Origin of the sequence: Mucilaginibacter rubeus (genome assembly GCF_014643835.1) — a bacterium.
GTDB lineage: Bacteria > Bacteroidota > Bacteroidia > Sphingobacteriales > Sphingobacteriaceae > Mucilaginibacter > Mucilaginibacter rubeus.
This window is the reverse complement of record NZ_BMKD01000002.1, coordinates 674,152-701,118: the sequence shown is the minus strand read 5'-3', so window position 1 is coordinate 701,118 and position 26,967 is coordinate 674,152. Positions and strand designations below refer to the sequence as shown.

Sequence of the window (26,967 nt, the reverse complement as noted above, 5' to 3'; positions counted from 1 at the left end):
TACTTTAAATCGGCTTTAAATTTAAATGCTAATATTTTTAGTTTTTGGAGATTTTACTTAGATGAATTTTGATTAACTATCTATTTATTTAAATTTTATAAGTAATTGATTTTTAAATTTATATGTTTAGTATATAATTGAATTATTTAAGTTTGTAGATTTTAAAAAATGGCTAAAAATAGGAATACGTAGATTCGATGCCCTGATTTTTATATTGATATTTAATACACTAAGTTAAAAATGGATTTTGCCCCTGTTTGGCGCTAATGCATTAGTTGAGCCGGGAATGTCTTAAAAAATTTAAATGGCTTAGGGGGGCTAAAAAAAGGCTAAAGCAGCCTTAGGTGCTTAGCCCCTATTTGGGAGAAAATGACGAAAAAATTAAGGTGATTTGAGTTGTTGAAAGGCTGCTTTAAGAACAGGCAGAACCACGGCTATTATAAGTGTTTGTATAAAACAAGAATATGGGGAGTTAAGAATTAAGCTACAGTTTTGCGCCTTGTTATTTGCTTTCGGGCTACGGGGTACAAAAAAATTGTTGACAGGATAAGGAATGCTCCGCCCCAAAATCCGGGCGTCATTTTGTTGAGATCTCCGAAAAAAATAAACGAAAGGATGATACCGTATACCGGCTCGAGGTTGGTAATGAGCGCCACCCGGAAAGCCGAAAGTTCGCGCATTACAGATACGCCGGCCACGTAAGCAAGCGATGTGCATACGGTGCCAAGTAGTACCAGGTAACCGATATCTGCTGGTTTCAACAGCATGGCCCTGGTGTAACCGGAGGTTATAAACAGGTATATCGAGATCCAGACAAAGGCTCCGGAAAGTTCATAAAATGCAATAACCGGCGCTTGTACTTTTTGCACCTGACGCGAATTAATGATAGAGAAAAGGCTGGCACAAACAGCGCTGGCAAGCCCTGTTATGATACCCTTAGTGTATCTGCTTTCGAATTTGAAAATCAAAACAATGCCAGTGATAATTAAGATGCCGGCCAATATTTCAAGTTTCGAAATACTTTTTTTGTTGATCAACGGTTCAAAAATTGCCGTGAAAAGTGTGATGGATGAGAGGCAAACCAGGGTGACGGCGACTGTGGAAAGTTTGATGGCAGCGAAAAAAAGGATCCAATGCCCGCCCACAATCGCGCCAGTGAGTACCAATTTTACAAGGGTTTTTCTGTCAACCTTAAAATCAGTTTTGTTGAATTTGAAATACAAAAATAACGATGAAAAGGCAATAAGTACCCTAAACCACACCAATTGTACGGCCGAAATGGTGATCAGTGCGCCCAAAATTCCGGTAAATCCCCATACAAAAACTGTAAAATGGAGAATAATTAGGTTCTTATTTGGGGATGAAGGGGTGTTTTGCGTCATTATTTGGGTGCTTTTAAAAGCAGATAGTAACCTAAAATGCCAAAAACGATGTTAGGAATGAATACCGCTATTAAAGGTGTCATGCCCCCTTTTACCGAAAATACAAGCGCAAACCGTTCTAATATAATATAAGCGAAGCATAATAAAATACCTATCCCCAGGGGTAATCCAACACCTCCGCGTACCTTTCTTGACGATATGGAAACACCGATTAAAGTAAGTACAAAGGCTGATAAAGGGTATACAAAACGGTGATATTTTTCAAAATAAATGGCCTTTAAATATTCCGGGCGGCGCAGTTTTTCCTTGTCAATATTCTTGTTCAGGTCGCTTAAAGACATGGCCTGGTATACGTTATCATATACAATAAAATCGCTCGGGTGCATATCCAAAACAGTGTCTTTTGGCGTGTTACTTGTAATGAATTGTTCTTTCATTCCGTTTACATATTTAACACTGTATTGTTTAAGCGACCAGATCCGTTTTAAAGAATCGTATTGAATTTGTTCGGCAATCAGTTTTTCACGCAACGTATCACCATTAAATTTCTCCATTATAAAATTGTAACCGAAGTGAGTTGTGGGATCGTAATTGGCAAGATAAACAAAAGTATGTTTGTCAATTTGCATGTGTACCTCCACCTTAGTCGGGTCATTGTCCATCATGCCATTGGCATTTTCAAAGTCGATTTTCAGCCGGTTTGTGAAAGGAATAAGGTATACATTTGCAAAAAAAGACACCACAAATATGATTGATGAAGCGATTACATAAGGTCTTAAAAATCGATTAAAACTTGCCCGGCCGCTCAATATCGGAACAATTTCTGTTTGGTTTGCCATCTTGGCTGTAAAGAAAATCACCGCCAAGAAGTTGATCAGCGGCGATAACATATTCAAATAAAATGGAATAAAACCCGCGTAATATCTGAAGACGATATCGTGCAAACTGGCGTGTTTATTCAGGAAGTTATCAAGCTTTTCTGACACGTCAAACACTACAGATATCACCATGAAAATGCCCATAGTAAATATAAAAGTGCCAAGGTATTTGCCAATAATAAACCTGTCGATGATCTTTAAATATCTATGAAAAAAAGCTTTCATCTGTCGGTTGTTTGATTGTTAATTTCCATGTTTTTCCTGGAGATTTCTTGTGATTTTATGAGTTGTTATAAACGCTGTCCAAGGCGCTTTACCATCATGTTTTTCCAATCGTAAAACTCACCCGCAATAATTTTTTTTCGCGCCTCTTTAACCAACCATAGATAAAAATGGAGGTTGTGCAAGGTGGCGATCTGAGCGCCTAACATTTCGCCAGAGTGGATCAAATGACGTAAATAGGCTTTGCTGTAATCCCTGTCGGCAAACAGATCGCTGTCATCTTCAATGGCCGAAAAGTCGTTTTTCCATTTCTCATTTTTGATGTTGATGATGCCGTTTTTGGTGAAAAGCATGCCATTGCGCGCGTTCCTGGTTGGCATAACGCAATCAAACATGTCAATACCCAGAGCTATGTTTTCCAAAATGTTTACAGGCGTACCTACACCCATTAAGTAACGCGGTTTTTGCTGCGGTAATATATTGCATACAATTTCGGTCATGGCATACATTTCCTCGGCCGGTTCACCGACCGAAAGGCCGCCTATGGCATTACCTTCACGCTCATATGAGGCTATTACTTCGGCAGATCGTACACGCAGATCTTTATATACCGAACCCTGTACAATTGGGAAAAGTGTTTGACTGTAGCCATATTTTGGTCCGGTGCTGTCAAACCTGTCGCAGCAGCGTTTCAGCCAGCGGTGGGTCATTTCTATCGATCGTTTTGCGTAGTTGTAATCGCAGGGATAGGGGGTACACTCATCAAACGCCATGATAATATCGGCGCCGATAATGCGCTGAATGTCCATTACATTTTCGGGAGTAAACAAGTGTTTTGATCCGTCAATATGCGAGCGGAAAGTAACCCCTTCCTCTTTTATTTTGCGTACCTCGGTTAATGAATATACCTGGTAGCCGCCGCTATCGGTTAAGATGGGACCGTCCCATCCATTAAATTTATGTAGTCCTCCGGCGCTTTCAAGTGTATTTAAACCGGGGCGCAGATATAGGTGGTAAGTGTTGCCCAATATAATTTGCGCCGAAATATCCTGTTTAAGCTCGTGCTGGTGCACCGCCTTTACAGTGCCGGCAGTGCCTACCGGCATAAAAATAGGGGTTTGTATGGTACCGTGGTCGGTAGTGATCTCGCCGGCTCGGGCCTTTGAAAGCGGGTCTTGTGCTGTTAAGTTAAATTTCATTTTAGGGTTGCAAAATTAGCAAAAAAAACCCTCATGCCCGTCCTTTCCAAAACGGCGGCAGGATAAAAGCTATTTATAAACGTGCTGAATATTAAAACCATGTTAATTAAAGTACTTTTATTTTAAGGGGGATTAAATAAGAGTACATTAAACTTCAAATTAACGCTGATATTGAGCCTTAATTTCATTGATTTTTAACAAATTTGCCTCATTATTTTTTTTGTTTGGAAACGTACTTACACGACGCGCTTTTTATTCTTTTTCAGCTTTGTTTTATAGTTCAGCTATATTACCTGGTAAGCAGGCATACCCGCCTTGCAGGCCATAAACCCGCCGAAGGGCCGCCGCCCAGAGTCTTAATCCCCATTTCTGTTATTATCAGCGCCCGCAACGAAGCCCGTAACTTAGAGGAAAATCTCCCATCGATACTGGAACAAAACTATCCTGATTTTGAGGTGGTTGTTATCAATGATTGCTCTTTTGATACTTCCGACGAGGTGCTTGAAACCATGCAAAAAAAATACGCCCACCTGAAAGTTGTTACCATTACCGAGCATGACCGCTTTAAAACAGGTAAAAAGTTTGCCCTTACCTTAGGCATCAAGGCATCAAAAAATGAACACCTTTTATTTACCGATGCTGATTGTAAGCCAGCTTCCGAAAACTGGATAAGCCGTATGGCAGCCAATTTTACAAGCGGTGTGCAAATAGTTTTGGGGTACTCTCCTTATTATAAAAAAGGTGGTTTTATTAATGCTTTTACCCGCTTTGAAACCATAAAAACAGCAACCAATTACCTGTCGGGCGCGTTAACCGGCGACCCCTATATGGGTATTGGACGCAACCTTGCCTATACAAAAACGTTATTTTTTAGTGCAAAAGGTTTTGCTTCGCACATGCACGTAATATCAGGCGATGATGACCTGTTTGTTAACCAGCATGCTACTCCTGATAACACAGTAGTTGAATTGAGCCCCGAATCATTTATGTTTACAGAGGCTAAAACCACATTTAAATCGTGGTTTAAACAAAAAAAGCGACACATGGGGGTGGGGAAACTGTATAAAAACCAGCACAGGCGTATGCTTAGTTTTGATGCAGTTAGCGGCTTTATATTCTATATTTTATTAATATTATTCCTTATTTTAAGATATGAACCGTTACTGGCATTAGGTTTGTACGTTTTTAGGTTGATATTACAAATGGCCATTTATAATCGTATATTTAAAAAACTTAATGGCAAAGACCTTTGGTGGTATCTCCCCTTTTTTGACCTATTATATTATACATATTTAAATGTTTTTGGATTGATCGGTACCTTTTTAAAAACTACTCAATGGAAATAAACGCCAACTTTACCGAGAACGCAAAGAATGATTTTCACCTGGTAGTGAAGGCCAGGCAAGGGGATCAAAAAGCCTATGCCGATTTGATGCACCGTTATAAAGACTCGATTTATTTCATGGTGCTTAAGATGGTAAACAACAAAGAAGATGCAATGGACCTAACGGTTGAAACGTTTGCCAAGGCATTTGAAAAACTTGAAAAATACCAGCCCGATTTTGCTTTTAGCACCTGGCTTTTCAGAGTAGCAACTAACAATTGCATTGATTTTATCCGCAAAAAGAAACTAAGCACCATGTCAATTCATGGCATGATGGACGATGAAGGGGATGAAAAACCGCTGCAAATTAAGGCGGATAGCCTTAACCCCGAAGAAACATCTATCAAAAAGCAACAAACTCAGGAGCTAAGATCATTAATTGAAAGCCTCCCCACGCGTTATAGGAACCTGATTACCTTACGCTATTTTGATGAGCTTTCGTACGAAGAAATAGCCCAGCAACTCGATCTCCCGTTAGGGACGGTAAAGGCGCAATTATTTAGGGCAAGGTACCTGCTTGGCAATATTATTAACCGTTTTAACAGGGATGACATCTGAAATAATTCTACAATATTTTCCTGATTTAAGTGCCGAACAGCGTGAGCAATTTGAAAAATTGCCAGCTTTATATGAACACTGGAACAGCCAGATCAACGTAATTTCCCGCAAAGATATTGATCTTTTATTTGAACGTCACGTGCTCCACTCGCTTGGGATTGCCAAAGTAATGGCTTTTTTACCGGGCGAAAATGTGCTTGATGTGGGTACCGGTGGGGGCTTTCCTGGTATTCCCCTGGCTATTTTATTCCCCGAAACACAATTTCATTTGGTTGATTCTATAGGCAAAAAAATCAAGGTTGTTACGGAAGTAGCTGCAGCCTTAGGCCTCAGAAATGTGAAAGCATCACACCTGCGGGCCGAACAAATTGCGGATAAATTTGACTTTGTAGTATCACGCGCTGTTACCCAATTAAAGGATTTTTATCCATGGGTAAAAGGTAAATTCAACAAGCAATCGAATAACAAATTACCCAACGGTATCCTGTATTTAAAGGGCGGCGATTTGGAGCAGGAGATCAAAGAATCGGGCTTAAAAGTTATCCAATATCATCTGAAAGATTACTTTAAAGAGGAGTTTTTCGAAACAAAACAGGTGATATACGTGAAGGGATAATCTATTTGTAATCCACCTTTCTGATTATAAATATGCACATAAAGACGCTACTGCGTTAAAGTAAATCACTTTACGCCTTCGCGTCTTTGCGAGAAATCATTTATAAAATGCGGTTTAACTTCTATATCAAATGATCATGATGCTGGTTGTCGGTGCGTGATGCTGCCCAAAAAACAAACCCCAGGAAAAATAACGCACCACCGGCAAAAACAGGTAGTTTAAATGTCCATCCACCATTTAAGCCGGTAGTAATAATTGAACTGCCAGAGCTATCTACCGCATTGATGGTATGCTTATAAAAAAAATTACCTGCAATAAGCATCACAATGCCTACTATTGCTAAAATGATCCCAAACTTTTTCATATTATGAGGTTTAAAAATGAACAAAATCAGGTTAACGGTAAGGTCCAGGAAGTATAATTGGTACTTATTAAACAAAGCGTATTTTAATGTGTTTGCTTTGTTTTAGATATATTTTAAAAGAAATTGTCCCGATTGGATATATCTAAGTTACAAATTTTTGGATACTAAAAGAAATTATTTAGCTATTTGTAAAACAGGGCGGTTAAAGAGAACGGAGGGATTTACGCAGAAAATTGCCGGGACGGTTTTAGGCCGGTCGGCAATTATAAAAGCTTGTTTAAAGCTTTATCTTTATTTGTTTTCTTTTGCGGGGTAGCCTACCACAATAACTTCGCGAAGGGTAGTTGAAGCTTTTGTAGAAGCCATTGCCTGATCATATTGCTTTGAAGGTACAGGGGGGTAATAGTTATGATTGTCAGCAACTAAAGCCATAGATATGGGTAAATTATAATGGCCTGATTTTATGCCGAGATTACCGTCGAAATTATTTACAACTCTTAATATTTCATTATCTATATCCTGATCAACGCCTTCGACAAGGGCCACTTCACTTATTTTACCATTAATAATATTAAAATTTAACGTCACTTTTCCCGAAATGTGGTTTTCACGTGCTTTTGACGGATAGCGTGTGTGTTTAGCGACGTACATATATAGGGTTTGAAATGGATCTGCAGGTGGCGGGGGCGGCGGGACACGTTCTGCAACAGCTGGTGTGGGGGCCTTCGGGGTAACAGGTGCCCCTTCTATCACTTTAGGTGCTTTCTTTATCTTTTCCGGATTTGCAGGCGGTGGCGGAGGTGGCAGCTTTACATCAATAACCTTAGGTTTTTTGCTGTTTGCGGGTGGAGCAGGCGGAGGTGGTGGAAGCTTTGGATAAATTAACATTTTAGGAAATGTATAGCCGTATTTAGTTTTCAGTGTAGCCAGTTCTTCCGGGGTAGCTTTGCTTTTATAGTATTCTTTTTGCTCTCCGTTCTTTTCGGTAATAATTACCCTGAAATCGGTTTTTTTATTAACAAGGTAACCGGTTTCTTCGTATTTAAAACCTTTGGCAGTAACATCTGCTTTTTTTATTCGGACTGGGTCTACTTTTACAGTGTCGGCGGGGGCTGTATGCGTATTGGCCACCTTTTTATTGACAATTTCCTGTTGGGGTATCAGATCGAAAAAAACATAAGTTTTACTGAATACCAGGGTTGATGCACAAAGCAGGCCGGCGCATATGGGTACGGCCACGAGGTATTTTAGCCTGGCTAATTTCCCCGAACGTTTTTGGTTTAACATAATTATCCTCTTTTTTAATAAGTTATAATTGAAAAATGAATGCGCCAGGGGCGAGCCGTTTAACCCATAAGCATTGCTTACCAAAAACGACGAATAGCTGAGGGCATCACTTTCCTGCGCGGCAGTTTGCTCGTCGGCTATATATTCATGGATGGTTTTCAGGCTGATTTGCAATAAATAAACCAGCGGATTAAACCAATTGATAATCTTGATCAACTCCAGAAAAACAATATCAACCGAGTGTTTTTGACGAATGTGAACCAGCTCGTGCCTGATAATGATATTATTAGCTTGGGTTTTTGTGCCAATAAAAAGGTAGTTAAAGAAGGAAAAGGCGGTGTTTGATCCCTCTATATTGATGAGTTTATACTTATCATTAACCAGAGTTTTGGTGGCCTTTGTTAGTTTGACCAATTGATAAAGCCTGATAAAGAGTACTGTGGTAAGTACTATTGTACCAAGTATATAGGCGTAAACCAAAATATCGTTAAAGGTTAACGTTGGCTGCACAGTAAGCTTTTGCACGGTGGTTTGGTAAGCCGTTTGCGGAATGATAACGATTGTTTTTGTTGCAGTTTTAACCGGTTTTAGCCAGCCAATTTGTACAACGGGTAATACAAATGAAATCACACAGCTCAATAACAGGTATATACGGTTTAAGGTATAGTGTGTTTCTTTATTTAAAAACAAGCAGTACCCTGCATAAAATACGCATAGGTACAAGTTTGCTTCAAGCAAATAATATAGCCAGTTCATTGTTGTTTGCTTTTAAGTTTATCAATTAATGATGTTAGCTCGTCCAGTTCTTTTACGCTGATGTTCTTTTCATCCACAATAAAGGATACCAAACTTTGATATGAGTTGCTGAAATAGTTTTTCATCATCTTATCAAATGTGAATTTTTTGTACTCCGCATCGCTGATGAGCGGAAAGTAAACATGCGAGTTACCATAGGCCTTATGGTCGATAAAGCCTTTGCCCTCCAATACCCTTACCACAGTCGACACTGTGTTATAAGCGGGTTTAGGCTCCGGCATTTCTTCAATAATGTCTTTAACAATAGCTTCTTTCAGTTGCCAAAGGATCTGCATTACCTGCTCTTCGGCTTTGGTTAGTTCTTTGATACGCATAGTAAACTATTTTTATAGTTGAATAAAGGTAAAACTATTTTTATAGTTTGCAAACTATTTTTGTAGTTTTTTAATAGGCGTGCGAATTAGGAATGTGCAGATATGCAAATTAAATAAGGAAAGACATATGGTTTAAAGTTGAATATGATATCCACACTTTATATATTGTATTGCAAATAACAGGTCCTGCTTGAAAATCGCCCGAATATTTATAATTTGCAAGGCTATAATCCGTACGTCTAAACCCAATGTCATTACTCCATAAAGTAGCTTTATCTTTTGTTAAAAACCTCGGGCCGGTAGCGGCTAAGTCACTGATCGCATATCTTGGCAGCGTAGAAGAAGTGTTTAATGCATCGCCCGAAAAAATGACCAGGATTCCGGGAATAGGTGAGAAACGCGCTGTAAAATGGGATTTTGACGATGCTTTGAGGCAAGCCGAAAAGGAGCTGAAGTTTTTAGAAGGTCACAATATCGATGTTATTTTTTATACAGATGCCCGTTACCCCAAGCGCTTAAAAAATTGCCACGATTCACCGGTGCTGCTTTATGCGAAGGGCAAAATGGATCTTAACCCGCCCCACATTATTAGTATAGTGGGCACCCGTAACGCTACCGATTATGGCAGGCAATTATGCCGCCAGTTAGTTGAGGAATTACAGCAATATAATGTATTAATAGTAAGTGGTTTGGCACATGGTATTGATGTAGCGGCACATAAAGAATGTGTAAAGCTAAACGTGCCAACCATCGGTGTACTTGGCCATGGGCTTGACAGGCTTTATCCTGCTCAAAACCGGGCCACTGCCGATAAAATGCTCGAAAACGGCGGCTTACTATCCGAATACCCTTCAGGCACCAACCCCGACAGGGAAAACTTTCCGCAGCGAAACCGGATAGTTGCCGGTATTGCCGATGCAACCGTGGTGATTGAAGCCAGTATAAAAGGAGGTGCACTCATCACGGCCGAAATTGCCAACTCCTATAACCGGGATGTTTTTGCTTTTCCGGGCAGATTGGGTGATGAATTTTCTGAAGGATGTAACTTCCTAATCCGTAATAACAAAGCAAGCTTGCTCACCTGCACCGCCGATCTGGCTTTTAGTCTTGGCTGGGAAAAGAACGATGCCAATAAACCTACAGAGCAATTTATGCTGCCTTTTGATTTGTCGGCAGATGAACGGCTGATCATGGAGATATTGCAGCAGAATAAAACGCCGCTTGCCATAGATGATCTTACTTTAAGGGCTAATATGCCTATGAGCCAACTGGCCATGAACCTGCTTAATATGGAAATGCAAGGGTATATCAGTTCGCTGCCGGGGAAAACTTATAGAGTGAATTGAGTGGGGAGTCCGAAAGTCGGTAAGATTCTTATTTAACGGTAATTTTTTTCCGTAAAATTTGAAATAGTTTCGCCTCGCTGGCGACTGATGAAGGTCAAATAGTATTTTTTCTTTCGGACTTACGGACTTCTCTGACTTTCGGACACAACGCTACCCCTTCGGTGAATCAAAATGCGTCAGTGTCCCGTCTTCTTCGCTGATGGATTGCCATGTATCGTTTTCAAAGGTAATGATGGCCACGGCACAGGTAGGCATCTCTTTTAGCTGGCTGGTGAGGTAATATAGTATTTGGCTTATACCCGGGTTATGGCCAACTATGCCTATATAATCATATTCATCGGGCAGGCTATTAACTACTTTAACCCAGGTGTTTTCGCTGGCTTCGTAAATTCTTTTGTCTTCCCCAGGAGCCGGTAATTTAAACTGGTTAGCAAAAATTTCGGCAGTAGTTTTGGTACGCAGTGCAGGGCTGGTTATTATAATTTGAGGTATTTGTAACTGTCCTTTTAAAAGGGTGGCCATTAAAACCGCATCCTGCATACCTGATTGTTTTAAAGGCCGGTCAAAATCAACATAACCGCTTTCATGGGTAGCTTTTGCGTGGCGTATTAATAATAACTTTTTCATGATTTTGAACGGCTTAGCGATCGGTTTATAATGTTACGGCCTTGTGATTATAACGTGAGACATTTATAATAAGTTTCCAATAATACTAAATAAATAAGGAGAAGCTGTTGCTTCTCCTTATAATAAAAGACAGACAAAGTCTGCTTCAATTTTTTCACCGGGTTAATTAAAACGCATAACCAACTGAAATGCCGAAAACACGGTTTGTAAGTTTAATGCCATCAACGTTTGTGATGTTGGTAAGACCCCAATCATAATTAGCATTGATCAGGAAACCGGTTTTGAATTTAAAGCCAACAATGGCATTTAAACCAGCGTCTGTTCTTTTGATCTCGTCCTGGCCGCTGCCAAATTTAATGTCTTCAGAATTGCCGTTGTTGTCTTTTGCTTTGCCGGAAATACCCATGCCAAGGTAAGGGCCGGCACCAAAGTAAAAGTCACCGACCACCGCAGGCACGTGGTACACAACATTTACCGGAACTTGCAGGTAATAGAGTTTTACTTTGCCGCCAGAGTTTGCTTCGCCATCAAAAGAAACACTTGATGATCCGCCTTTACCGGTAAAGTTTAAGGCTGGTTGTAACGATACATTGCCAAATTTAAAATCGACAAAAGCGCCTACATTGAATGTGGTTAAGCTGCCCGAATTACCGGAGCCGCTAATCCCGTCAACTGTAGCATGTAACGTTGCGAAGTTTACACCTCCTTTAAAACCAACGGTAGGTAATTGTGCAAATGCTGCGAAAGATGCCATTAAAAGGCACAGGCTTAGTAATGTTTTTTTCATCGTGTAAGGGATTTAAGTTAATACGCAAAAGTATACAAATACACTAACATTAAAAGGTATCTGATGCTTTTTAGTAAAATATTAACAATTGTGGATTTGTAAGTATACCTTAGGCAAGGTTTTATACTCTTAATTAGCGATTGGAGAAATCTACAATATCGGTCTCTGGCATATCATTCATACATTTAAAGTGTCCGAGCGGGCATTTTTCAAGTCCGAATTTGGAGCAGGGGCGGCAGGGTAGTTCGATACCGGCGATCAGCGTTTCTTTTACTTTGTAAGGCCAAACTCCCAGCAGATCGGGCGTTGTGCCCCCCCAAACCGAGGCTATCGGCACATTAAAAGCTTCGGCAATATGAGTTAAACCGGTATCAAAACCAATTATATTTTTTGCGCGCGATACCAGGAAAACCGATTCATCAAGAGAGGTAATACCACAAGCATTGTAAACAGATGTGCCTACAGCCGCGGCAATTTCATCGCCGTTAGCCTTTACATCATTGCCGCCCAACAATAAAACAGGCAAATTAAGCTGCCTGCAAATGCTGATGATCTTGTAATTAGGCATCCTTTTGGTAAAATGTGTAGCGCCTATTACAAAAGCAACATAGCCATGTTGATGGCTAACCGGCAGTAATTTAGTTATATCGTGTTGGGCTTTGATATAATAGTCTATAGGTTTATCGTCATTAACTACGCCTAAAAATTTAACGGCTTTTAAATACCTGTCTACAAGGTGTTCCTCACTTACCAGGTTGCGTTTCAGCTTTAAACTCAGCCATTTCAGGATCGGCTGTTTTTTGTAGGTGGATGCCCTGACGCCTGTTCGCAGCTTGATGATGCTTGTGCGAAGATTATTATGTAGATCAATGATCTGATCATACTTTTCTGCCTTAATGTCGTTAATGGTATCTGTTAACGAGGGTTTTAGTAACAGCAACTTATCAACATACGGGTTATTATCGTAAATGTATTTGAAAGCTGGTTTGGTTAAAAAATGAACTTCAGCATCGGGGACCTGCTTTTTGAGGCCGCGCACAACAGGCGTAGTATAAATTATATCACCCATCGAGCTAAAGCGGATCACCAGTATCTTCATGTCGTTATTAAGTTCAGGAAATCTGGTTCCTGATTTTTTCGATTATGGAAGTGGATGAATACCCTTCAACAAAATTAATGGTTTTAACCTCGCCTCCGTTTGCTATCACTTCTTTAGCCCCTACAATGTTTTCAACCGCGTAATCAGCGCCTTTTACCAGGATATCCGGCAGGAGGGAGCTGATTAAATTCAAGGGCGTATCTTCCTCAAAAACCACAATAGCATCTACAAAAAATAATGCCGCCAACAGTGCTGCACGGCTGTTTTGATCATTTACCGGGCGGGTTGGCCCTTTGATGCGCCTTACCGAGCTATCGGCATTAAGGCCGATCACCAGCTTGTCGCCAAGCTCTGCCGCTTTGGCCAGGTAGGTGAGATGGCCTATGTGCAGCAGGTCAAAAACACCATTGGTGAACACTACCTTTTTGCCTTCGGCCTGCCAGTTTTTGATCTGCGTTTGCAGTGATTGCAGGTCGGTTATTTTATCAAGAAGGGTTTTTTCGAAGCCGGTTCTCATTTGTTTTTTCTGTAGAAACGCTTCTCAGGCGTCCCCTTGTTATTGCTCACTATAAGACGCATGTGATGCGTCTCTACGGTATTATTTAATCAAAAAGGTCATCAACGGCGGTACATAGGATATGCCCGATAAGGATATGCATTTCCTGGATACGCGCGGTAATGTTTGATGGCACGATAATATTCAAATCGCAAAGTCCGTTCATTTTACCGCCATCCCTGCCCGAAAGTCCTAAAGTTTTAACCTCCAGTTTTTTAGCCGACTCAAATGCCGCCAGGATCCCCGCACTGTTTCCACTGGTCGAAATGCCGACGAACAAGTCGCCCGGTCTGGCAAAGGCCTCCAGCTGGCGCGAAAATACATGCTCGTAACCATAATCATTAGCGATAGAGGTAAGCGCGGAAGTATCAACTGTTAAGGCGATGCCAGGTAAAGGTTTACGATCTTTCACATAACGCCCGGTAAGTTCGGCTGCGATATGTTGTGCATCTGCAGCGCTGCCGCCGTTACCTGCCAGCAGTACTTTATTGCCGTTTTTTATGGTTGAGGTAATCATATCACAGGCTGTCTCGATATCGCCGCCAAGCGTATCAATTACCCTTTGCAGCGTATCCTGGTGATCTTTAAGTTCGTTTAATATTTTTTCGTTCATTCGTTCACTGGTTCATTAGTTCATTGGTTGGTTAGGGCAAGCACATTCAAACCATTGGCCTTTAACCTCTGCCTTACCTTTCGCTTTTTAAAATATCCTCAACAATCTCATCTACCGTAGTTGTTGCGCTGCCCACGTGGCGAATTACTATAGCAGCCGCGTGGTTGGCCAGTTCGCATGAATCCTCAATGCTTAAGCCTCCCGCCATAAAGTATGCCATGGTGGCCAGTACAGTATCGCCGGCACCTGTTACATCAAACACTTCGGTTGCCTTTACCGGTAAACTTTGATAGCCCTCTTCGCTTAATATTACCATGCCTTCTTCGGATAAGGTAACTACTATATATTGAGTCCCGGTTTGTTCAAAAATTACCTTACCGGCCTGTTGCAGGCTTTCTATCGAGTTGATCTTATCGGTTTTAGCAGCTTCAGACAATTCCTTGCGATTAGGCTTAATGATAAAAGCGCCTTTGTATTTTTCGTAATTAAGCCCTTTGGGGTCGATGATTACTTTTTTGCCTTTAGCATTTGCTGCTTTTATAATGCCCTGGGTTAGGAACGGCGAAAACAGGCCTTTGTTATAATCAGATAAAAGTACCATATCTGCGTTGTCAATATAACCGCTTAGCTTACTAATAAGCTCGTTGGCAATAGGCTCCGATACTTCGTCGGTAACTTCACGGTCAACACGTACCAGTTGGTGGCTGCCAACAACAACGCGGGTTTTTACTGTGGTAGGGCGGTTGCTATCTTTAATAATAGTGTCAGTTTCAACCCCTTCGTCGGTCAGGATTTTGATCAATTCTCCGGCAGCCTGGTCATTTCCAATTATGCCGGCAACAATAACTTTTGCACCTAATGATACCAGGTTTTGAACCACATTACCGGCACCACCTAATGTAGTGGTTTCGTTTTTAACGTTTACAATAGGCACAGGCGCCTCGGGCGAAAGGCGGGTAGCATTGCCCCATATATAATGGTCAACCATCAGGTCGCCAATTACCAGTATTGCCGGTTTGTGAGCTGCGGCCTGTATGGATTGTACTTTATCTTTTAGGTTCATTTAATTTAGTCATTGTTTCATTGCGTCATTAGGTCATTGTTTATCGCGTAAAAAACACTAACATCTGATCACTAACATCTCTTTGCAGCAAACGCCTTCGTAATTTCAGCCAGGGACATAGCGTTCATACACATTTCTTTATACAAACCGCCTTTACGTGCGGCAAGAATACCGTAATGCATATCTGTGAAGCCTTCAATACGGTGGGCATCGGGGTTTATAGACAACATAACACCTTTATCTAAAGCATATTGGTGCCAGCGCCAGTCGAGGTCGAGCCTTAACGGGTTGGCATTGATTTCAATAACTACGTTATTCGCTGCGCAGGCATCTATCACTTTTTTATAGTTGATAGGATATCCGCTACGACTTAGTAAAAGTCTGCCTGTTGGGTGTCCCAATATAGTTGTATAAGGATTTTCGATTGCGGTGATCAGTCTTGACGTAGCCTTTTCCTCGTCCATTTTGAGGATTGAATGAACTGAGGCTACAATGAAATCAAACTTTTGCAGGATCTCGTCAGGATAATCAAGCGAACCATCATACAAAATATCCGATTCAATACCTTTAAAAATATGGAAACCGTCGAGTTTTTTATTCAGGGCATCTATTTCTTCATGTTGCTGCAATACCCGTTCAATGCTTAAGCCCTTGGCATAAAAGGCGCTTTTACTATGATCACACATGCCCAGGTATTCCAGTTTCAGGGTATCCCGGCAGTATAAGGCCATTTCTTCAATGCTGTTTACACCATCGCTCCATGTGCTGTGGTTATGGAGCGTGCCTTTCAAGTCGTGCCAGTTAATGAGCGTTGGCAGTATGTTCTTTTCGGCTTTTTCAATAAACAGGGTACCTTCACGCAATTCGGGCTGCATCCAGCTTAAACCGGCTTTGGTGTAGATCATTTCTTCTGTTTCTGGCTGTTCAACAGGAACATTAATCCTGTCGAAAACGGCTTGTACATGATCATCAGTACCTGTATTGATAAATAGTTCTTTGTAATAATCAGCCTTATCTACACAAACAATATCAACGAGCAAGCCATTTTGCAACTCGCCCTGAATATGGTTTTGATTTTTACTTATATTGCAAAGTATGGTTGAATTTACCAGCGCTTCGTAGGCAACGTCATGGTTAAGACTGCCAACTACAATCACAATTTCGGTAATGATCTCATTTAAACGCCTGAATTCGCCCGCGAAGTGTTTTAGCGCATCAGGGAAAATGGCTTTTACCTCATCCATCAGTTCGTTGGCCTCCTTTTCAACCTGGGCAAAAAGGAATTTACCATTGCTCGCCATCCTGAACTCAATAGCCTTACGGATCTCTTCCTGCGTTTTAAGACCGAAGCCCTTTGCCTCTATCAGGCGGTTTTCATTGCAGGCATAAAAAAGCTCACCGGTATTTTCAATGCCCAGCTCTTTCCAGATAACAGCTACCTTTTTGGGGCCGATGCCTTTAATACCCATCATTTCAACCACACCGGCAGGGGTTTTATCCAACATATCCTGCAGCTCGGTCATGGTGCCGGTTTCAAGCAACTCAGCAACTTTGCCGGCTATGCTTTTACCTATGCCATCAATCTTCTCCAGTTCGTCCAGTTTTTTACCGGCGATAGGGAAGGGGAGCTTATCAACCTTAAAAGCTGCGTTGGCTACCGATTTGATCTTGAACGGATTAGCCTCATGCAGTTCCATGAGTTGCGAAAGTAATCGAAGTGTGCGGGCTATGGGTTTATTTTCCATAATTACAATGAGGCGGTAAAAATACAAAAAGCCATTGTAATGACAGCTTAGGTGGTGGGTTTGTTTTTGCGGAAGCGATTTTCACGCAAAGCCGCTAAGCATTCTTAAATTATATGATAAGTAATCATTGGATTCTTTAACTTTAATAAAAAGATCATGCCCGGTTACAACGACATCCTTTATGCTGCCGAAACTCATTCTGTTGATGGGATAAAAGCGTATTTTAATAAAGGCGGCAGCCCGAACGAAGTTCATGATGGCATGCCTGTTTTTACCATGATGGTTGAAATGTATGCCCGCAGTCTCCGGTTTAAAGAATGTGTACAGGCATTTATTGATGCGGGGCTTGAGTATGAAGATAAGGCACTACTGGCGGTTTTGGCCGATGATGAAGAAATGTTAAAACAGGCCTTGACGATAGAGCCATCTGCTGTTAACAAAACCTATTCTTTATATAATAATACCTATACTCCTTTAACGGGTGGAACACTCATGCATTTTTGCGCCGAATATAATAGCCTTGCCTGCGCCAAAATACTTTTACAGCATGGGGCTGATGTAAATGCCAAAGCAGCTTATGATGATCATGGTTTCGGCGGACATACACCTATTTTTCATACGGTTAATCAAAACGGGAATAGTTCTGTTGATATGCTTCATTTCCTGTTACAAAATTGTGCAGACTTGTTGTACAGCGTTACAGGATTGATATGGGGCAGGGGATACGAATGGGAAACGTTTATTCCGGCAGTAAACCCGATAAGCTATGCTATGATGGGCTCATTGCCACAATTTCGCCGCAGAGAGCAGAGTATTATGGAGGTAGTTAGCCTGCTTATAAAGCACGCCTACGGGATTGACTATGTGCCGGTGAACGTTCCAAATGCTTATTTGAAGAGGGGATAAGATGTATTATATTTAACAGACTTATGCAGTTTTCAAAATTTTGCAAGTCTTACCGGACAACAAAAAAGCCACCCAAATCGGGCAGCTTTTCACAATCAAAATTAAATGTATTAATGAAATATTATTTGATCACCAAATCGTAAGGAAGGCGGGCTTGCGGAGTGCGCATCATTTGAGTGATGCCTTTGATCTGTTGATAAACACGGTAATTTTCGCCAAGTTCGTTTTTCACCATGCGGGTTTGTACTTCGGCGCTTAAACCGCTGCCCACCTTGTTGAAAAAGCTTTTTTGCTCGGGGTAACTTACAATATTATAGGTTTTGACCTTGGCTTTTTTGGCAGCTGAAGTGATAGCGTCGTTGATATTCCCCAAACGGTCAACCAGGCCAATTTTTAGGGCCTGCTCTCCGGTCCAAACACGGCCCTGGCCAATGCTGTTAATGTAAGCCTGTGTTTTGCCGCGGCCTTCGGCCACTGCTTTCGTAAATTCATCATAGCCACGGTTCACACTGTTTTGTAATATCAGGCGCTCGTCGGGATTAAGCGGACGGCTAATATCGCCCAAATCTGCATACTTCCCGGTTTTTACACCATCAAAGGTTACACCCAGTTTATCGTTAAACAGTTTTTGCATGTTTGGCAATACGGCGAAAATGCCGATAGAACCGGTAATAGTATTAGGCTGGGCAATGATCGAATCGGCCGCACATGAAATGTAATAACCACCCGATGCAGCATAATCGCCCATAGAAACAATGATCGGCTTCTTTTCGTGGATCAACTTTACTTCGCGCCAAATCACATCAGATGCCAGTGAGCTGCCGCCCGGCGAATTTACACGCAATACCACAGCTTTAACTTTATCATCCAAACGGGCTTTGCGTAATGCTTTCGAGATAGTTTCCGAACCGATACTGTTGTCGTCGCCATCGCCACCGGTAATATCACCTGATGCATAGACAATAGCAATGCGGTTTTTAGATGATGAATCATCCTCCTTATCGTCCGAATCATCACTTTTGCTTTTGGCGTAATCCCTAAGGTCAACGCTTTTTAAGTCGTCTTTTAAATCGGTACCGGTCCGCCTTTTCAAATCGTTCAGGATCTCATCTTTATATTTTAAGCCGTCAACCAGTTTCAATTTATAGGCATCTTCAGGAAATTGAATGCGCATATTATCAGCATAGCTGAATAATGAATCCCTGTTAAGGCCCCGGCTTTTGCTGATGCCGGTTAAAAAATGATTATATAGTGAACCAAGATATGAAGTTACCTGTAGTTTATTGGCATCGCTCATCTTGGTAAGGAACAACGGTTCAACAGCGCTTTTAAAGGTGCCAACTTTAATGATCTGTGCTTCTATGCCTAATTTGTCCAGTGCACCTTTTAGAAAAGTGGTTTGGGAGCTGAAGCCATGAAACTCAAAAATGCCTTTTGGGTTAATATAAACTTTATCGGCAACCGATGCCAGGTAATAAAAGCCCTGTGTATATACTTCGGCGTAGGCTACAATAAATTTACCTGATTTTTTAAAGTCGATAAGTGCGTTGCGGATCTCTTCGGTAGTGGCCTGGCCGGCGGTCATATAACTCTCATCAATGTATATGCCTTTAATATTATCGTCGGTTTTGGCTTTTTTAATATCAGCCAGGATATCATTTAAGCCGATTGATTTATCTTCATTCAAACCCAAAAAATCCAGACCGGCAAGAGGATTGTTTGGTGTACGCTCGGTGATCTGATTTTTTAGCGACATGTATAAAATAGAGTTTGGGCTAACATCTACAGTTTTATCACTGCCGGCGGATGCAATAAGGCCGATAACAAGAACTGCTCCTACAACACCTATTATTATACCCGAAATAATTACCCCTACAATAGTGGCCAGAACGAATTTGAAGAATTGTTTCATTAATGTTATAAATCTTTTTAACTATGCAAACTTAGTAATAAGGAGCCGTATAATGCTAAGAGCGGTTTCCATTATATTTGTTACAACATGATTGATGTTTTTTTACTGCTTGGGAGCAACCTCGGTACCCGCGAATTGTTTCTGCAGCAGGCAATTGAATCTATTTCGGCCCAAATTGCTCCGGTTAAACTGATATCGTCGGTTTATGAAACCCAGTCGTGGGGTAAAACCGATGAGCCCGACTATTTAAACCAGGTGCTGATGCTCCAAACTGATCTTTCGGCGCAGGATGTGTTGGAAAAAATATTGGGTATCGAATTACAAATGGGCCGTAAGCGGGAGGTTAAATGGGGATCGCGCATTATTGATATTGATATTTTGTTTTATGGCGATGAAGTGATCCATGATTTTAACCTGGTGGTGCCCCATCCCGAATTGTATAAGCGCAGTTTTACGCTGATCCCCCTGGCCGAGATAGCGCCTGATCTTATTCATCCTGTGTTCAAAAAAAATATTTTGCAGCTAAAGGATGAACTAAAGGATAACTTAATCGTAAAAAAGCATATTTTTGAATAAACACAAAGCTTTTATAATGGCAGATATTTCACCAGAACAGGACCTTGATCTTTCTTTTTTATACGAGATTGCCGATGGCAGCGACGATTTTATTGTTGACTCGATCGGGATGTTCCTTGAGCAATCGCCCGATTTACTTAATACGATCAGCAACGCGTTAAATAACCAGGATTGGGCTTTAGCAGCCCAGGCAGCTCATAAATTAAAGCCTAACCTTGGTTTTTTTGGTATGCCCATAAGCCAGGCTACCATACAGGAAGTTGAGCTGGCCTGTAAAGCCGGTGGTCAAAACCCAACCGAAATATTTGAAAAATTTAACCAGGTAAACAGCATGGTGTCAGCAAACCTCATCACTTTAAAACAAATTAAGGCAGAGAAGGAAGCTAATTTATAGGTGAAAGGTGAAAGGTGAAAGGTGAAAGGTGAAAGGTGAAAGGTGAAAGGTGAAAGGTGAAAGGTGAAAGGTGAAAGTTTCGCCGGTTAGATATAAAAAGCAAAGGCAAGAGGTTTCCCTTTTGCCTTTTGTATTTTATAAAGTTTTAGTTGTTTATGCAGATAAGAAACCTTTGGCCTTTTACCTTTCGCCTTTATCCTAAAAAAGCCTTTCGCCTTTAACCTAAACTTCTGATATTTTAAAAGTATAGCTTTCCATAATCAGGTTGGCCAGTAGGTTTTTGCAGGCCTGGTCAACTTTGGCGCTGGCAGCTTCGGCATTTTCGGCTTCTATTTCAAGCGTAATGTGTTTGCCAATGCGCACGTTGTGAATTTCGGCTAAGCCAAGGTTTTTCATGCTACCGGTTACTGCTTTTCCTTGTGGGTCAAGTATTTCTTTTTTTGGCATTACGTCGATTTCAGCCTGGAACTTTGTCATTTGTGAGTTTTGTTTGAATTAGAGATAAGGTGATATAAATAAATATAACCACCGGAACGGCCACAAATTTAAAAAATAGTATGAGTATTGCCGAAAACAAGAGCAGTAAATAACGGAAAATGTTTTTGTTAAAGTCGCGGTTCTTGAATTTAAGCGACATGAGCGGTATTTCCGATACCAGTAGCGTACACATTATTAAAACCAGAACTGTTAGAAAGTAAGGATTTAAAATGTAATGCGCCAAAGCATCGTACTGTTGTACTATTAAAGGCAGCGATGCTATAAGGATGGCGTTTGCTGGTGTCGGTAACCCGATAAAGCTATCTGATTGCCGCGTGTCGTTATTGAATTTTGCAAGCCTCAATGCCGAAAATACCGGTAAAAGGAATGCAACGAAGTTTAACAGGTGACTTATGCCGTTTAATTGCGGGGCCTGTAAAAATAGTTCGTACATGATCACTGACGGCAATACGCCAAAGCTTACCATATCGGCCAGCGAATCGAGGTCTTTGCCTATAAATGAATAAGAGTTTAAAACCCTTGATGCAAGGCCATCAAAAAAATCAAATATTGAGGAAAGAAAAATGGCATACGCAGCCACTATGAGGTTACCCTGGAAAGCGAAAACTATACCTATACAACCGCTAAAAAGGTTGGCGCAGGTAATAGCATTTGGAAGGTGTTTTTTGACGCGTCTCTTCATTTCGCCATCGAAATTATCAGGAATTTATTAAGTAATAATGAAGTTACAAATAATATTCTACTTACTTATAACTTCATTATCGCTAAAATATTACGAATTCATCGAAATCAGAAATTCTTCGTTAGTTTTTGTGCCCCTAATTTGAGCTTGTAAAAACTCCATTGATTCCTGCGAATTCATATCAGCAAGGTGGTTGCGGAGAATCCAGATACGCTGAAGCGTGTCACGGTCAAGCAGTAAGTCGTCGCGGCGGGTACTTGAAGCTGTAATGTCGATAGCCGGGAAAATACGTTTATTCGATAATTTACGATCCAGTTGTAACTCCATGTTACCGGTACCTTTAAATTCTTCAAAAATAACCTCGTCCATTTTTGAGCCGGTTTCGGTAAGCGCTGTAGCAATGATAGTTAATGAACCGCCATCCTCAATGTTGCGGGCGGCACCAAAAAAGCGTTTAGGTTTGTGCAATGCGTTAGCATCAACACCGCCTGATAATATTTTACCTGATGCAGGGGCAACAGTATTATAAGCGCGTGCCAAACGGGTGATAGAGTCAAGAAGGATCACTACGTCATGACCACACTCCACCATACGCTTTGATTTTTCAAGCACAATGTTAGCAATTTTTACGTGGCGCTCAGCAGGCTCATCAAAAGTGGATGAAACAACTTCGGCGCGTACGCTGCGGGCCATGTCGGTAACCTCTTCCGGACGTTCGTCTATCAGCAATATAATAAGGTATACTTCGGGATGGTTTTTGGCAATAGCATTGGCCACATCCTTTAATAACATGGTTTTACCTGTTTTTGGCTGTGCCACGATTAAACCACGCTGACCTTTACCAATAGGCGAAAACAGGTCCATGATGCGGGTTGAATAGTTGTTCGGATCGGTGAAGAGGCTCAGTTTTTCGGAAGGGAACAATGGTGTTAAGTGATCAAAAGGAACACGGTCACGCACCTCGGCAGGGATGCGGCCGTTGATGGCCTCAACACGTACCAGCGGGAAGTATTTTTCACCTTCTTTCGGTGGGCGGATGCTGCCCCTAACCGTGTCACCTGTTTTAAGGCCGAATAGTTTTATCTGTGATTGTGATACGTAAATATCATCGGGAGAAGTAAGGTAGTTGTAATCAGATGAACGAAGGAAGCCATAACCATCAGGCATAATTTCCAAAACACCTTCATTTACAATTACATTATCAAAGTCGAGATTGATTGGCGGTTCCTGTGCTTTTTGCTGATTTTGGTTGTTGCTGTTAACCCTGCGCTCAAACTTTTGCGGGCGGGCTTCCGGAACAACTTCTTCCGTACGGGCAACTATTTCACCGGCTTGCGGCGCTTCTGTTTCTGCAGTTACAGCAGGAATTTCCGTTTCCGGATCATCCTGTGATGGCTCATCATCCTGTGCATCAAAAAGATTGGTATCATCTAAAGGAACCTCTATACGTGGTTTTGATGAATCTTTGGTTTTTATAACACGGGTCCTTTTTCGGGGCTTTTCAATTGTTTCAGCAGGCGCTTCGCCTGGCGCGGGTGTAGGGGTATAGTTTGATTCAATCAGATTTTGTTGAGCCCTGGCGGCTTCAATAAGCTGTTGTTGTTCAATAATACGGGCAACAAGCTGAGCTTTACGTAGTTCGTCGGCCTCAGCAATACCTAAATTTCTGGCAATTTCGCGCAACTCAGAAACGAGTTTGTCGTTCAATTCAATTTTATCAGACATGATATGAATTATAGTTCAATGGGATTTTTTAATTGTAATTTGTTTTCAAACGGCAAAAATTTCTATGCAAGTGTTAAAGCTTGACCACATGTAAAAACATATGAGGCTATAATTGAAAGAAATTGATCTTGAAACCTTGTTTTAGTAAACATCCAAACCCATGCAAGTATTATATAAAGTGATAATAAAAAGCGTGGTGATTTAAATTGTTTCTTTAGTGCAAGAAAAATTCAATGGAAAACGATGCAAGTGTAAACAATTATTCTTTAATTTCAAATTAATTAAATAAATATCACTTATATCAGAACACATAAGCCAAATTTTTAGTTTTTTTGACAATTAAAATATTATTCAGCCGCTGATGATGTCCCGCCAGGAGTTAATTGAACAAATCAAAAAAAAGAAATCGTTTTTATGTGTTGGGCTTGATCCCGATCTCAACAAGATCCCGGAATTTTTAAGATCGTATCCCGATCCTGTACTTGAATTTAACAAACGCATCGTTGATGTTACGCAGGATCTCTGTATAGCTTATAAGCCTAATGCTGCTTTTTACGAAGCCTATGGTATAAAAGGATTACAAAGCTTAATTGATACCTATAAATACCTGCCCAAAGATTGTTTAAGTATCATTGACGCTAAACGGGGCGATATCGGCAATACATCCGATAAATATGCCAAAGCATTTTTTGATGAGCAATCGGGCGGGATGAGCTTTGATGCCATTACCATTACACCTTATATGGGTAATGACAGTGTTACGCCATATCTTGCTTACGAAGGTAAGTGGGTTATTATTTTGGCCCTAACATCATCTGTTGGCAGTAAGGATTTTCAATACCTGCAAACCGGGAACGGCTATTTATATGAAAATGTGATAAAAAAGGCCAACACCTGGGCCGGAGCCGACAGGATCATGTATGTAGTAGGCGCAACCAAAAGCACCGAGTTTACTAACATCCGCGCATATGCGCCTGATAATTTTTTATTAGTACCCGGAGTAGGGGCACAGGGAGGAAGCCTTGAAGAAGTTTGCAAATACGGCATCACTAAAGATTGCGGCCTTATCGTAAACTCGTCGCGTTCTATATTATATGCAAGCAATGGCGAAGATTTTGCCGATGCCGCCCGTGCGGAAGCACTAAGTTTGCAGCAACAGATGCAGGCGGAGTTAGAAAAGGCAGGCATTATATAAAGCAAGTCAGGCGTGTACGCTTCAACTTTCTTTAAGCTAAAAAGCCCGAAGTCATAGTAACTCCGGGCTTTGCATATACCTTTCAGCTTTCGCCTTTATCCTTTTACCTGAAAAAAATATTATTCAAAATATTCCTTCATCCGTTCAAAGAAACTTTTTTCGTTTTTGCCCGGATTGGGTTTAAAGTTAGGAGAGCCCTGCAGTTTTTCCAGGATCTCGCGTTCCTCGCGGCTTAATGCTTTTGGTGTCCATATGTTAATGTGCACCAGTTGATCACCGCGGTGATATGAATTTACTTCCGGTAAACCCTTGCCTTTCAGACGCAGGATTTTGCCCCCTTGTGTTCCGGGGTCAATTTTTATTTTGGCTTTACCGTCAATGGTTGGCACTTCAATAGATGTGCCTAAAGTTGCATCAACAAAGTTTACATGCAGATCATAGATCACATTGTTGCCATCACGTTTTAATGTTTCGTGAGGTACCTCTTCAATCAGGATGATCAGGTCGCCGGGAACACCGCCGCGTGGGGCTGCATTACCTTTACCGCTCATGCTCAACTGCATACCTTCGCTAACACCTGCAGGCACCTGGATGGTGATCAATTCTTCACCGCGAACCACGCCGTCACCATGACAAACGTTACATTTTGACAGTATGGTTGATCCTTCGCCGTTACAGGTAGGGCAGGTGCTGGTAGTTTGCATCTGACCCAAAATGGTATTGGTTACTCTACGTACCGCTCCTGAACCACCGCAGGTTTTGCAGGTTTGGAACGATGATTTGTCTTTAGCCCCGCTGCCATCGCAGGTTTTACAGATGATCTGTTTATTTACTTTGATCTTCTTTTCGGCGCCGTTGGCAATTTCCTCGAGGGTTAAGCGTACTTTGATACGCAGGTTGCTGCCGCGGGCTACACGCCTGCCGCCGCCACCGCTTTGACGGCCGCCGCCAAAGAAACCTTCAAACGGACTACCACCACCAAAAATATCGCCAAACTGGCTAAATATGTCGTCCATATTCATACCACCGCCACCATAACCACCACCATTTGGCGATGAAGCGTTGGCTGCGTGACCAAACTGATCATAACGCTGACGTTTTTCGGGAGTGCTTAATACTTCGTAAGCTTCGGCAGCTTCCTTAAACTTTTCTTCCGCTTCCTTATCGCCCTGATTTTTATCAGGGTGATATTTAATAGCCATTTTACGATATGCTTTTTTTATGTCATCAGCACTTGCGCCTTTCGCAACCCCAAGCACATCGTAATAATCTCTTTTAGCCATAATTTTAAAAATTTCGGATTCCGAAATTCAGATTTCGGATTTATTATTATTTAATATTGTGTAAGATCAGGATAGACTATCACATCCGGATAAATCCGAAATTGAAAGTCTCAAATCCGAAATCAGTTACGCTCCTACAACCACTTTAGCAAAGCGGATCACTTTGTCGTTAAGGGTGTAGCCTTTTTCCATTTCGTCCATTACCTTGCCTTTAAGGTCATCAGTAGGTGCCGGAATATTGGTAATAGCTTCATGCAGGTCGGCATCAAAGGCATTGCCTATTGATGTCATTTCTTTCAGGCCTTTTTGGCCAAGTATATTTTTTAGCTTGTGTTGGATCAAAGTAACGCCCTCTTTAATCGGGGCAACTTCGGTAGCCTTATCCATGGCACGCTGCGCGCGTTCAAAGTCGTCAAGTACAGGTAGTAAAGCCACAATTACATCTTTGCCTTCAGTTTTGCGGGCTTCCTCGCGTTCTTTAATGGTACGCCTTCTAAAGTTATCAAATTCGGCATATAAACGCAAGTACTTGTCATTAGCCTGTGCCAGCTCGTCTTTCAACTTTTCTTCGGCAGTTGGGGCAGCGGCAGTTCCCTGTTGGGTTTCCGTGGCTGTAGCTTCTGCTACCGGGGCTTGTTCCTGCCCTTCATCATGTAATTGCTCGTTGTTCACTTCGTTTATATTTTCAGTATTATCCGTATTTTCTTTCTTCTTTTTCTTCAACATATCGTTAAATTTCATAGCGAGTAGTGCCAATCAAGTATCTTGCCACAACTGTAAACCAGTCAAGCTGTCAGTAGCATGAAATGATTTTAAGAAAGGGTGACAGGCGAACCGTTGATTTGTCACCGTTGGTTTTTGATTGCGCTGATTTCGTTTATTGTACTTGAAGAGTGTTTATGACTATTAGCCGGCATGATTTTGACTTGCCGGCGAATTT

The 26,967-nt window shown here is 41.4% G+C and carries 27 protein-coding genes; 8 read left to right on the top strand and 19 right to left on the bottom strand.

The features are described from left to right. Nucleotides 1-479: 479 nt before the first annotated feature. From IEX80_RS09450 to tgt, 3 genes are all read right to left on the bottom strand, one after another. A complete protein-coding gene (locus tag IEX80_RS09450) occupies nt 480-1,382 on the bottom strand; it encodes a DMT family transporter (RefSeq protein ID WP_188832736.1) in 903 nt (300 codons plus the stop codon). Further along, on the bottom strand, nt 1,382-2,485 hold the full coding sequence (locus tag IEX80_RS09445) for an LptF/LptG family permease (protein WP_188832735.1): 1,104 nt from the start codon (nt 2,483-2,485) through the stop codon (nt 1,382-1,384). Before IEX80_RS09445 ends, IEX80_RS09450 begins: the two co-directional genes overlap by 1 nt. Nucleotides 2,486-2,550: 65 nt before the next feature. Continuing rightward, complete coding sequence (gene tgt / locus IEX80_RS09440) at nt 2,551-3,681, bottom strand: tRNA guanosine(34) transglycosylase Tgt (RefSeq protein ID WP_090526509.1); 1,131 nt, start codon at nt 3,679-3,681, stop codon at nt 2,551-2,553. A 224-nt stretch (nt 3,682-3,905) separates the two neighbouring features. Between tgt and IEX80_RS09435 the strand changes: the two genes are divergently transcribed. Genes IEX80_RS09435 through rsmG form a run of 3 tightly spaced genes read left to right on the top strand, consistent with a single transcriptional unit; the run spans nt 3,906 to nt 6,239 of the window. After that, nucleotides 3,906-5,027 (top strand): glycosyltransferase, encoded by a 1,122-nt coding sequence (locus IEX80_RS09435; RefSeq protein WP_229701573.1) that lies wholly within the window; start codon nt 3,906-3,908, stop codon nt 5,025-5,027. Beyond that, entirely contained in the window at nt 5,018-5,623 is a 606-nt protein-coding gene (locus tag IEX80_RS09430; protein ID WP_090526513.1) for an RNA polymerase sigma factor, read from the top strand. Before IEX80_RS09435 ends, IEX80_RS09430 begins: the two co-directional genes overlap by 10 nt. Further along, nucleotides 5,613-6,239: a 16S rRNA (guanine(527)-N(7))-methyltransferase RsmG gene (rsmG, locus tag IEX80_RS09425; protein ID WP_176627638.1), complete on the top strand. Its 627-nt coding sequence runs from the start codon at nt 5,613-5,615 to the stop codon at nt 6,237-6,239. The genes IEX80_RS09430 and rsmG overlap by 11 nt, the downstream gene beginning before the upstream one ends. Nucleotides 6,240-6,360: 121 nt before the next feature. Here rsmG and IEX80_RS09420 read toward each other — a convergent pair whose 3' ends face one another. From IEX80_RS09420 to IEX80_RS09410, 3 genes are all read right to left on the bottom strand, one after another. Next, entirely contained in the window at nt 6,361-6,603 is a 243-nt protein-coding gene (locus tag IEX80_RS09420; RefSeq protein WP_091162272.1) for a hypothetical protein, read from the bottom strand. 291 nt (nt 6,604-6,894) lie between these two features. Further along, on the bottom strand, nt 6,895-8,646 hold the full coding sequence (locus IEX80_RS09415) for a M56 family metallopeptidase (RefSeq protein WP_176627637.1): 1,752 nt from the start codon (nt 8,644-8,646) through the stop codon (nt 6,895-6,897). After that, nucleotides 8,643-9,020, bottom strand: coding sequence for a BlaI/MecI/CopY family transcriptional regulator (locus tag IEX80_RS09410; RefSeq protein ID WP_176627636.1), 378 nt, complete (start codon nt 9,018-9,020; stop codon nt 8,643-8,645). Before IEX80_RS09410 ends, IEX80_RS09415 begins: the two co-directional genes overlap by 4 nt. Before the next feature lie 248 nt (nt 9,021-9,268). Between IEX80_RS09410 and dprA the strand changes: the two genes are divergently transcribed. Next, nucleotides 9,269-10,366, top strand: coding sequence for a DNA-processing protein DprA (dprA, locus tag IEX80_RS09405; RefSeq protein WP_188832733.1), 1,098 nt, complete (start codon nt 9,269-9,271; stop codon nt 10,364-10,366). A gap of 150 nt (nt 10,367-10,516) precedes the next feature. On the opposite strand, the gene IEX80_RS09400 is transcribed toward dprA, so the two are convergent. The 7 genes from IEX80_RS09400 to IEX80_RS09370 all read right to left on the bottom strand — a co-directional run bounded on the left by IEX80_RS09400 (nt 10,517) and on the right by IEX80_RS09370 (nt 16,856). Beyond that, nucleotides 10,517-10,993 (bottom strand): SixA phosphatase family protein, encoded by a 477-nt coding sequence (locus tag IEX80_RS09400; protein ID WP_090526524.1) that lies wholly within the window; start codon nt 10,991-10,993, stop codon nt 10,517-10,519. 166 nt (nt 10,994-11,159) lie between these two features. Continuing rightward, on the bottom strand, nt 11,160-11,780 hold the full coding sequence (locus tag IEX80_RS09395; RefSeq protein ID WP_188832732.1) for a porin family protein: 621 nt from the start codon (nt 11,778-11,780) through the stop codon (nt 11,160-11,162). Nucleotides 11,781-11,913: 133 nt separating this feature from the next. Beyond that, nucleotides 11,914-12,879 carry a glycosyltransferase family 9 protein gene (locus tag IEX80_RS09390; protein ID WP_188832731.1) on the bottom strand — a complete coding sequence of 322 codons (966 nt, stop codon included), beginning with the start codon at nt 12,877-12,879 and terminating at the stop codon, nt 11,914-11,916. A 13-nt stretch (nt 12,880-12,892) separates the two neighbouring features. Continuing rightward, nucleotides 12,893-13,396: a D-glycero-beta-D-manno-heptose 1-phosphate adenylyltransferase gene (gene rfaE2 / locus IEX80_RS09385; protein ID WP_188832730.1), complete on the bottom strand. Its 504-nt coding sequence runs from the start codon at nt 13,394-13,396 to the stop codon at nt 12,893-12,895. 85 nt (nt 13,397-13,481) lie between these two features. Next, nucleotides 13,482-14,048: a D-sedoheptulose 7-phosphate isomerase gene (gene gmhA, locus IEX80_RS09380; RefSeq protein ID WP_188832729.1), complete on the bottom strand. Its 567-nt coding sequence runs from the start codon at nt 14,046-14,048 to the stop codon at nt 13,482-13,484. A gap of 73 nt (nt 14,049-14,121) precedes the next feature. Next, nucleotides 14,122-15,111, bottom strand: a complete 990-nt coding sequence (rfaE1, locus tag IEX80_RS09375; protein ID WP_188832728.1) for a D-glycero-beta-D-manno-heptose-7-phosphate kinase — start codon at nt 15,109-15,111, stop codon at nt 14,122-14,124. 71 nt (nt 15,112-15,182) lie between these two features. Beyond that, nucleotides 15,183-16,856 (bottom strand): DNA polymerase/3'-5' exonuclease PolX, encoded by a 1,674-nt coding sequence (locus tag IEX80_RS09370; protein WP_188832727.1) that lies wholly within the window; start codon nt 16,854-16,856, stop codon nt 15,183-15,185. Nucleotides 16,857-17,012: 156 nt separating this feature from the next. Between IEX80_RS09370 and IEX80_RS09365 the strand changes: the two genes are divergently transcribed. Further along, complete coding sequence (locus tag IEX80_RS09365) at nt 17,013-17,762, top strand: ankyrin repeat domain-containing protein (RefSeq protein WP_188832726.1); 750 nt, start codon at nt 17,013-17,015, stop codon at nt 17,760-17,762. Nucleotides 17,763-17,883: 121 nt separating this feature from the next. Here the strand turns inward: IEX80_RS09365 and sppA are convergent, their stop codons facing one another. After that, nucleotides 17,884-19,674, bottom strand: a complete 1,791-nt coding sequence (sppA, locus tag IEX80_RS09360; RefSeq protein WP_188832725.1) for a signal peptide peptidase SppA — start codon at nt 19,672-19,674, stop codon at nt 17,884-17,886. Between the two features lie 87 nt (nt 19,675-19,761). On the opposite strand from sppA, the gene folK reads away from it, so the two are divergent. Then, complete coding sequence (gene folK / locus IEX80_RS09355) at nt 19,762-20,250, top strand: 2-amino-4-hydroxy-6-hydroxymethyldihydropteridine diphosphokinase (RefSeq protein ID WP_188832724.1); 489 nt, start codon at nt 19,762-19,764, stop codon at nt 20,248-20,250. A gap of 16 nt (nt 20,251-20,266) precedes the next feature. Then, the gene (locus tag IEX80_RS09350) at nt 20,267-20,644 is read left to right on the top strand and encodes an Hpt domain-containing protein (protein ID WP_090526544.1); all 378 of its coding nucleotides are present in this window, start codon (nt 20,267-20,269) and stop codon (nt 20,642-20,644) included. A gap of 222 nt (nt 20,645-20,866) precedes the next feature. Here IEX80_RS09350 and purS read toward each other — a convergent pair whose 3' ends face one another. The 3 genes from purS to rho form a co-directional block, all read right to left on the bottom strand. Further along, on the bottom strand, nt 20,867-21,121 hold the full coding sequence (gene purS, locus IEX80_RS09345; RefSeq protein WP_090526546.1) for a phosphoribosylformylglycinamidine synthase subunit PurS: 255 nt from the start codon (nt 21,119-21,121) through the stop codon (nt 20,867-20,869). Beyond that, entirely contained in the window at nt 21,102-21,824 is a 723-nt protein-coding gene (pssA, locus tag IEX80_RS09340; protein WP_090526549.1) for a CDP-diacylglycerol--serine O-phosphatidyltransferase, read from the bottom strand. Before pssA ends, purS begins: the two co-directional genes overlap by 20 nt. Before the next feature lie 90 nt (nt 21,825-21,914). Continuing rightward, nucleotides 21,915-23,549, bottom strand: coding sequence for a transcription termination factor Rho (rho, locus tag IEX80_RS09335; RefSeq protein WP_188832723.1), 1,635 nt, complete (start codon nt 23,547-23,549; stop codon nt 21,915-21,917). Between the two features lie 364 nt (nt 23,550-23,913). Here rho and pyrF point away from each other — a divergent pair, with 364 nt between their 5' ends. Then, entirely contained in the window at nt 23,914-24,744 is an 831-nt protein-coding gene (gene pyrF, locus IEX80_RS09330) for an orotidine-5'-phosphate decarboxylase (RefSeq protein WP_188832853.1), read from the top strand. A gap of 119 nt (nt 24,745-24,863) precedes the next feature. Here the strand turns inward: pyrF and dnaJ are convergent, their stop codons facing one another. Beyond that, on the bottom strand, nt 24,864-26,027 hold the full coding sequence (gene dnaJ / locus IEX80_RS09325) for a molecular chaperone DnaJ (RefSeq protein ID WP_090526554.1): 1,164 nt from the start codon (nt 26,025-26,027) through the stop codon (nt 24,864-24,866). Between the two features lie 126 nt (nt 26,028-26,153). After that, nucleotides 26,154-26,768, bottom strand: coding sequence for a nucleotide exchange factor GrpE (locus tag IEX80_RS09320; protein ID WP_229701572.1), 615 nt, complete (start codon nt 26,766-26,768; stop codon nt 26,154-26,156). Nucleotides 26,769-26,967 lie beyond the last annotated feature (199 nt).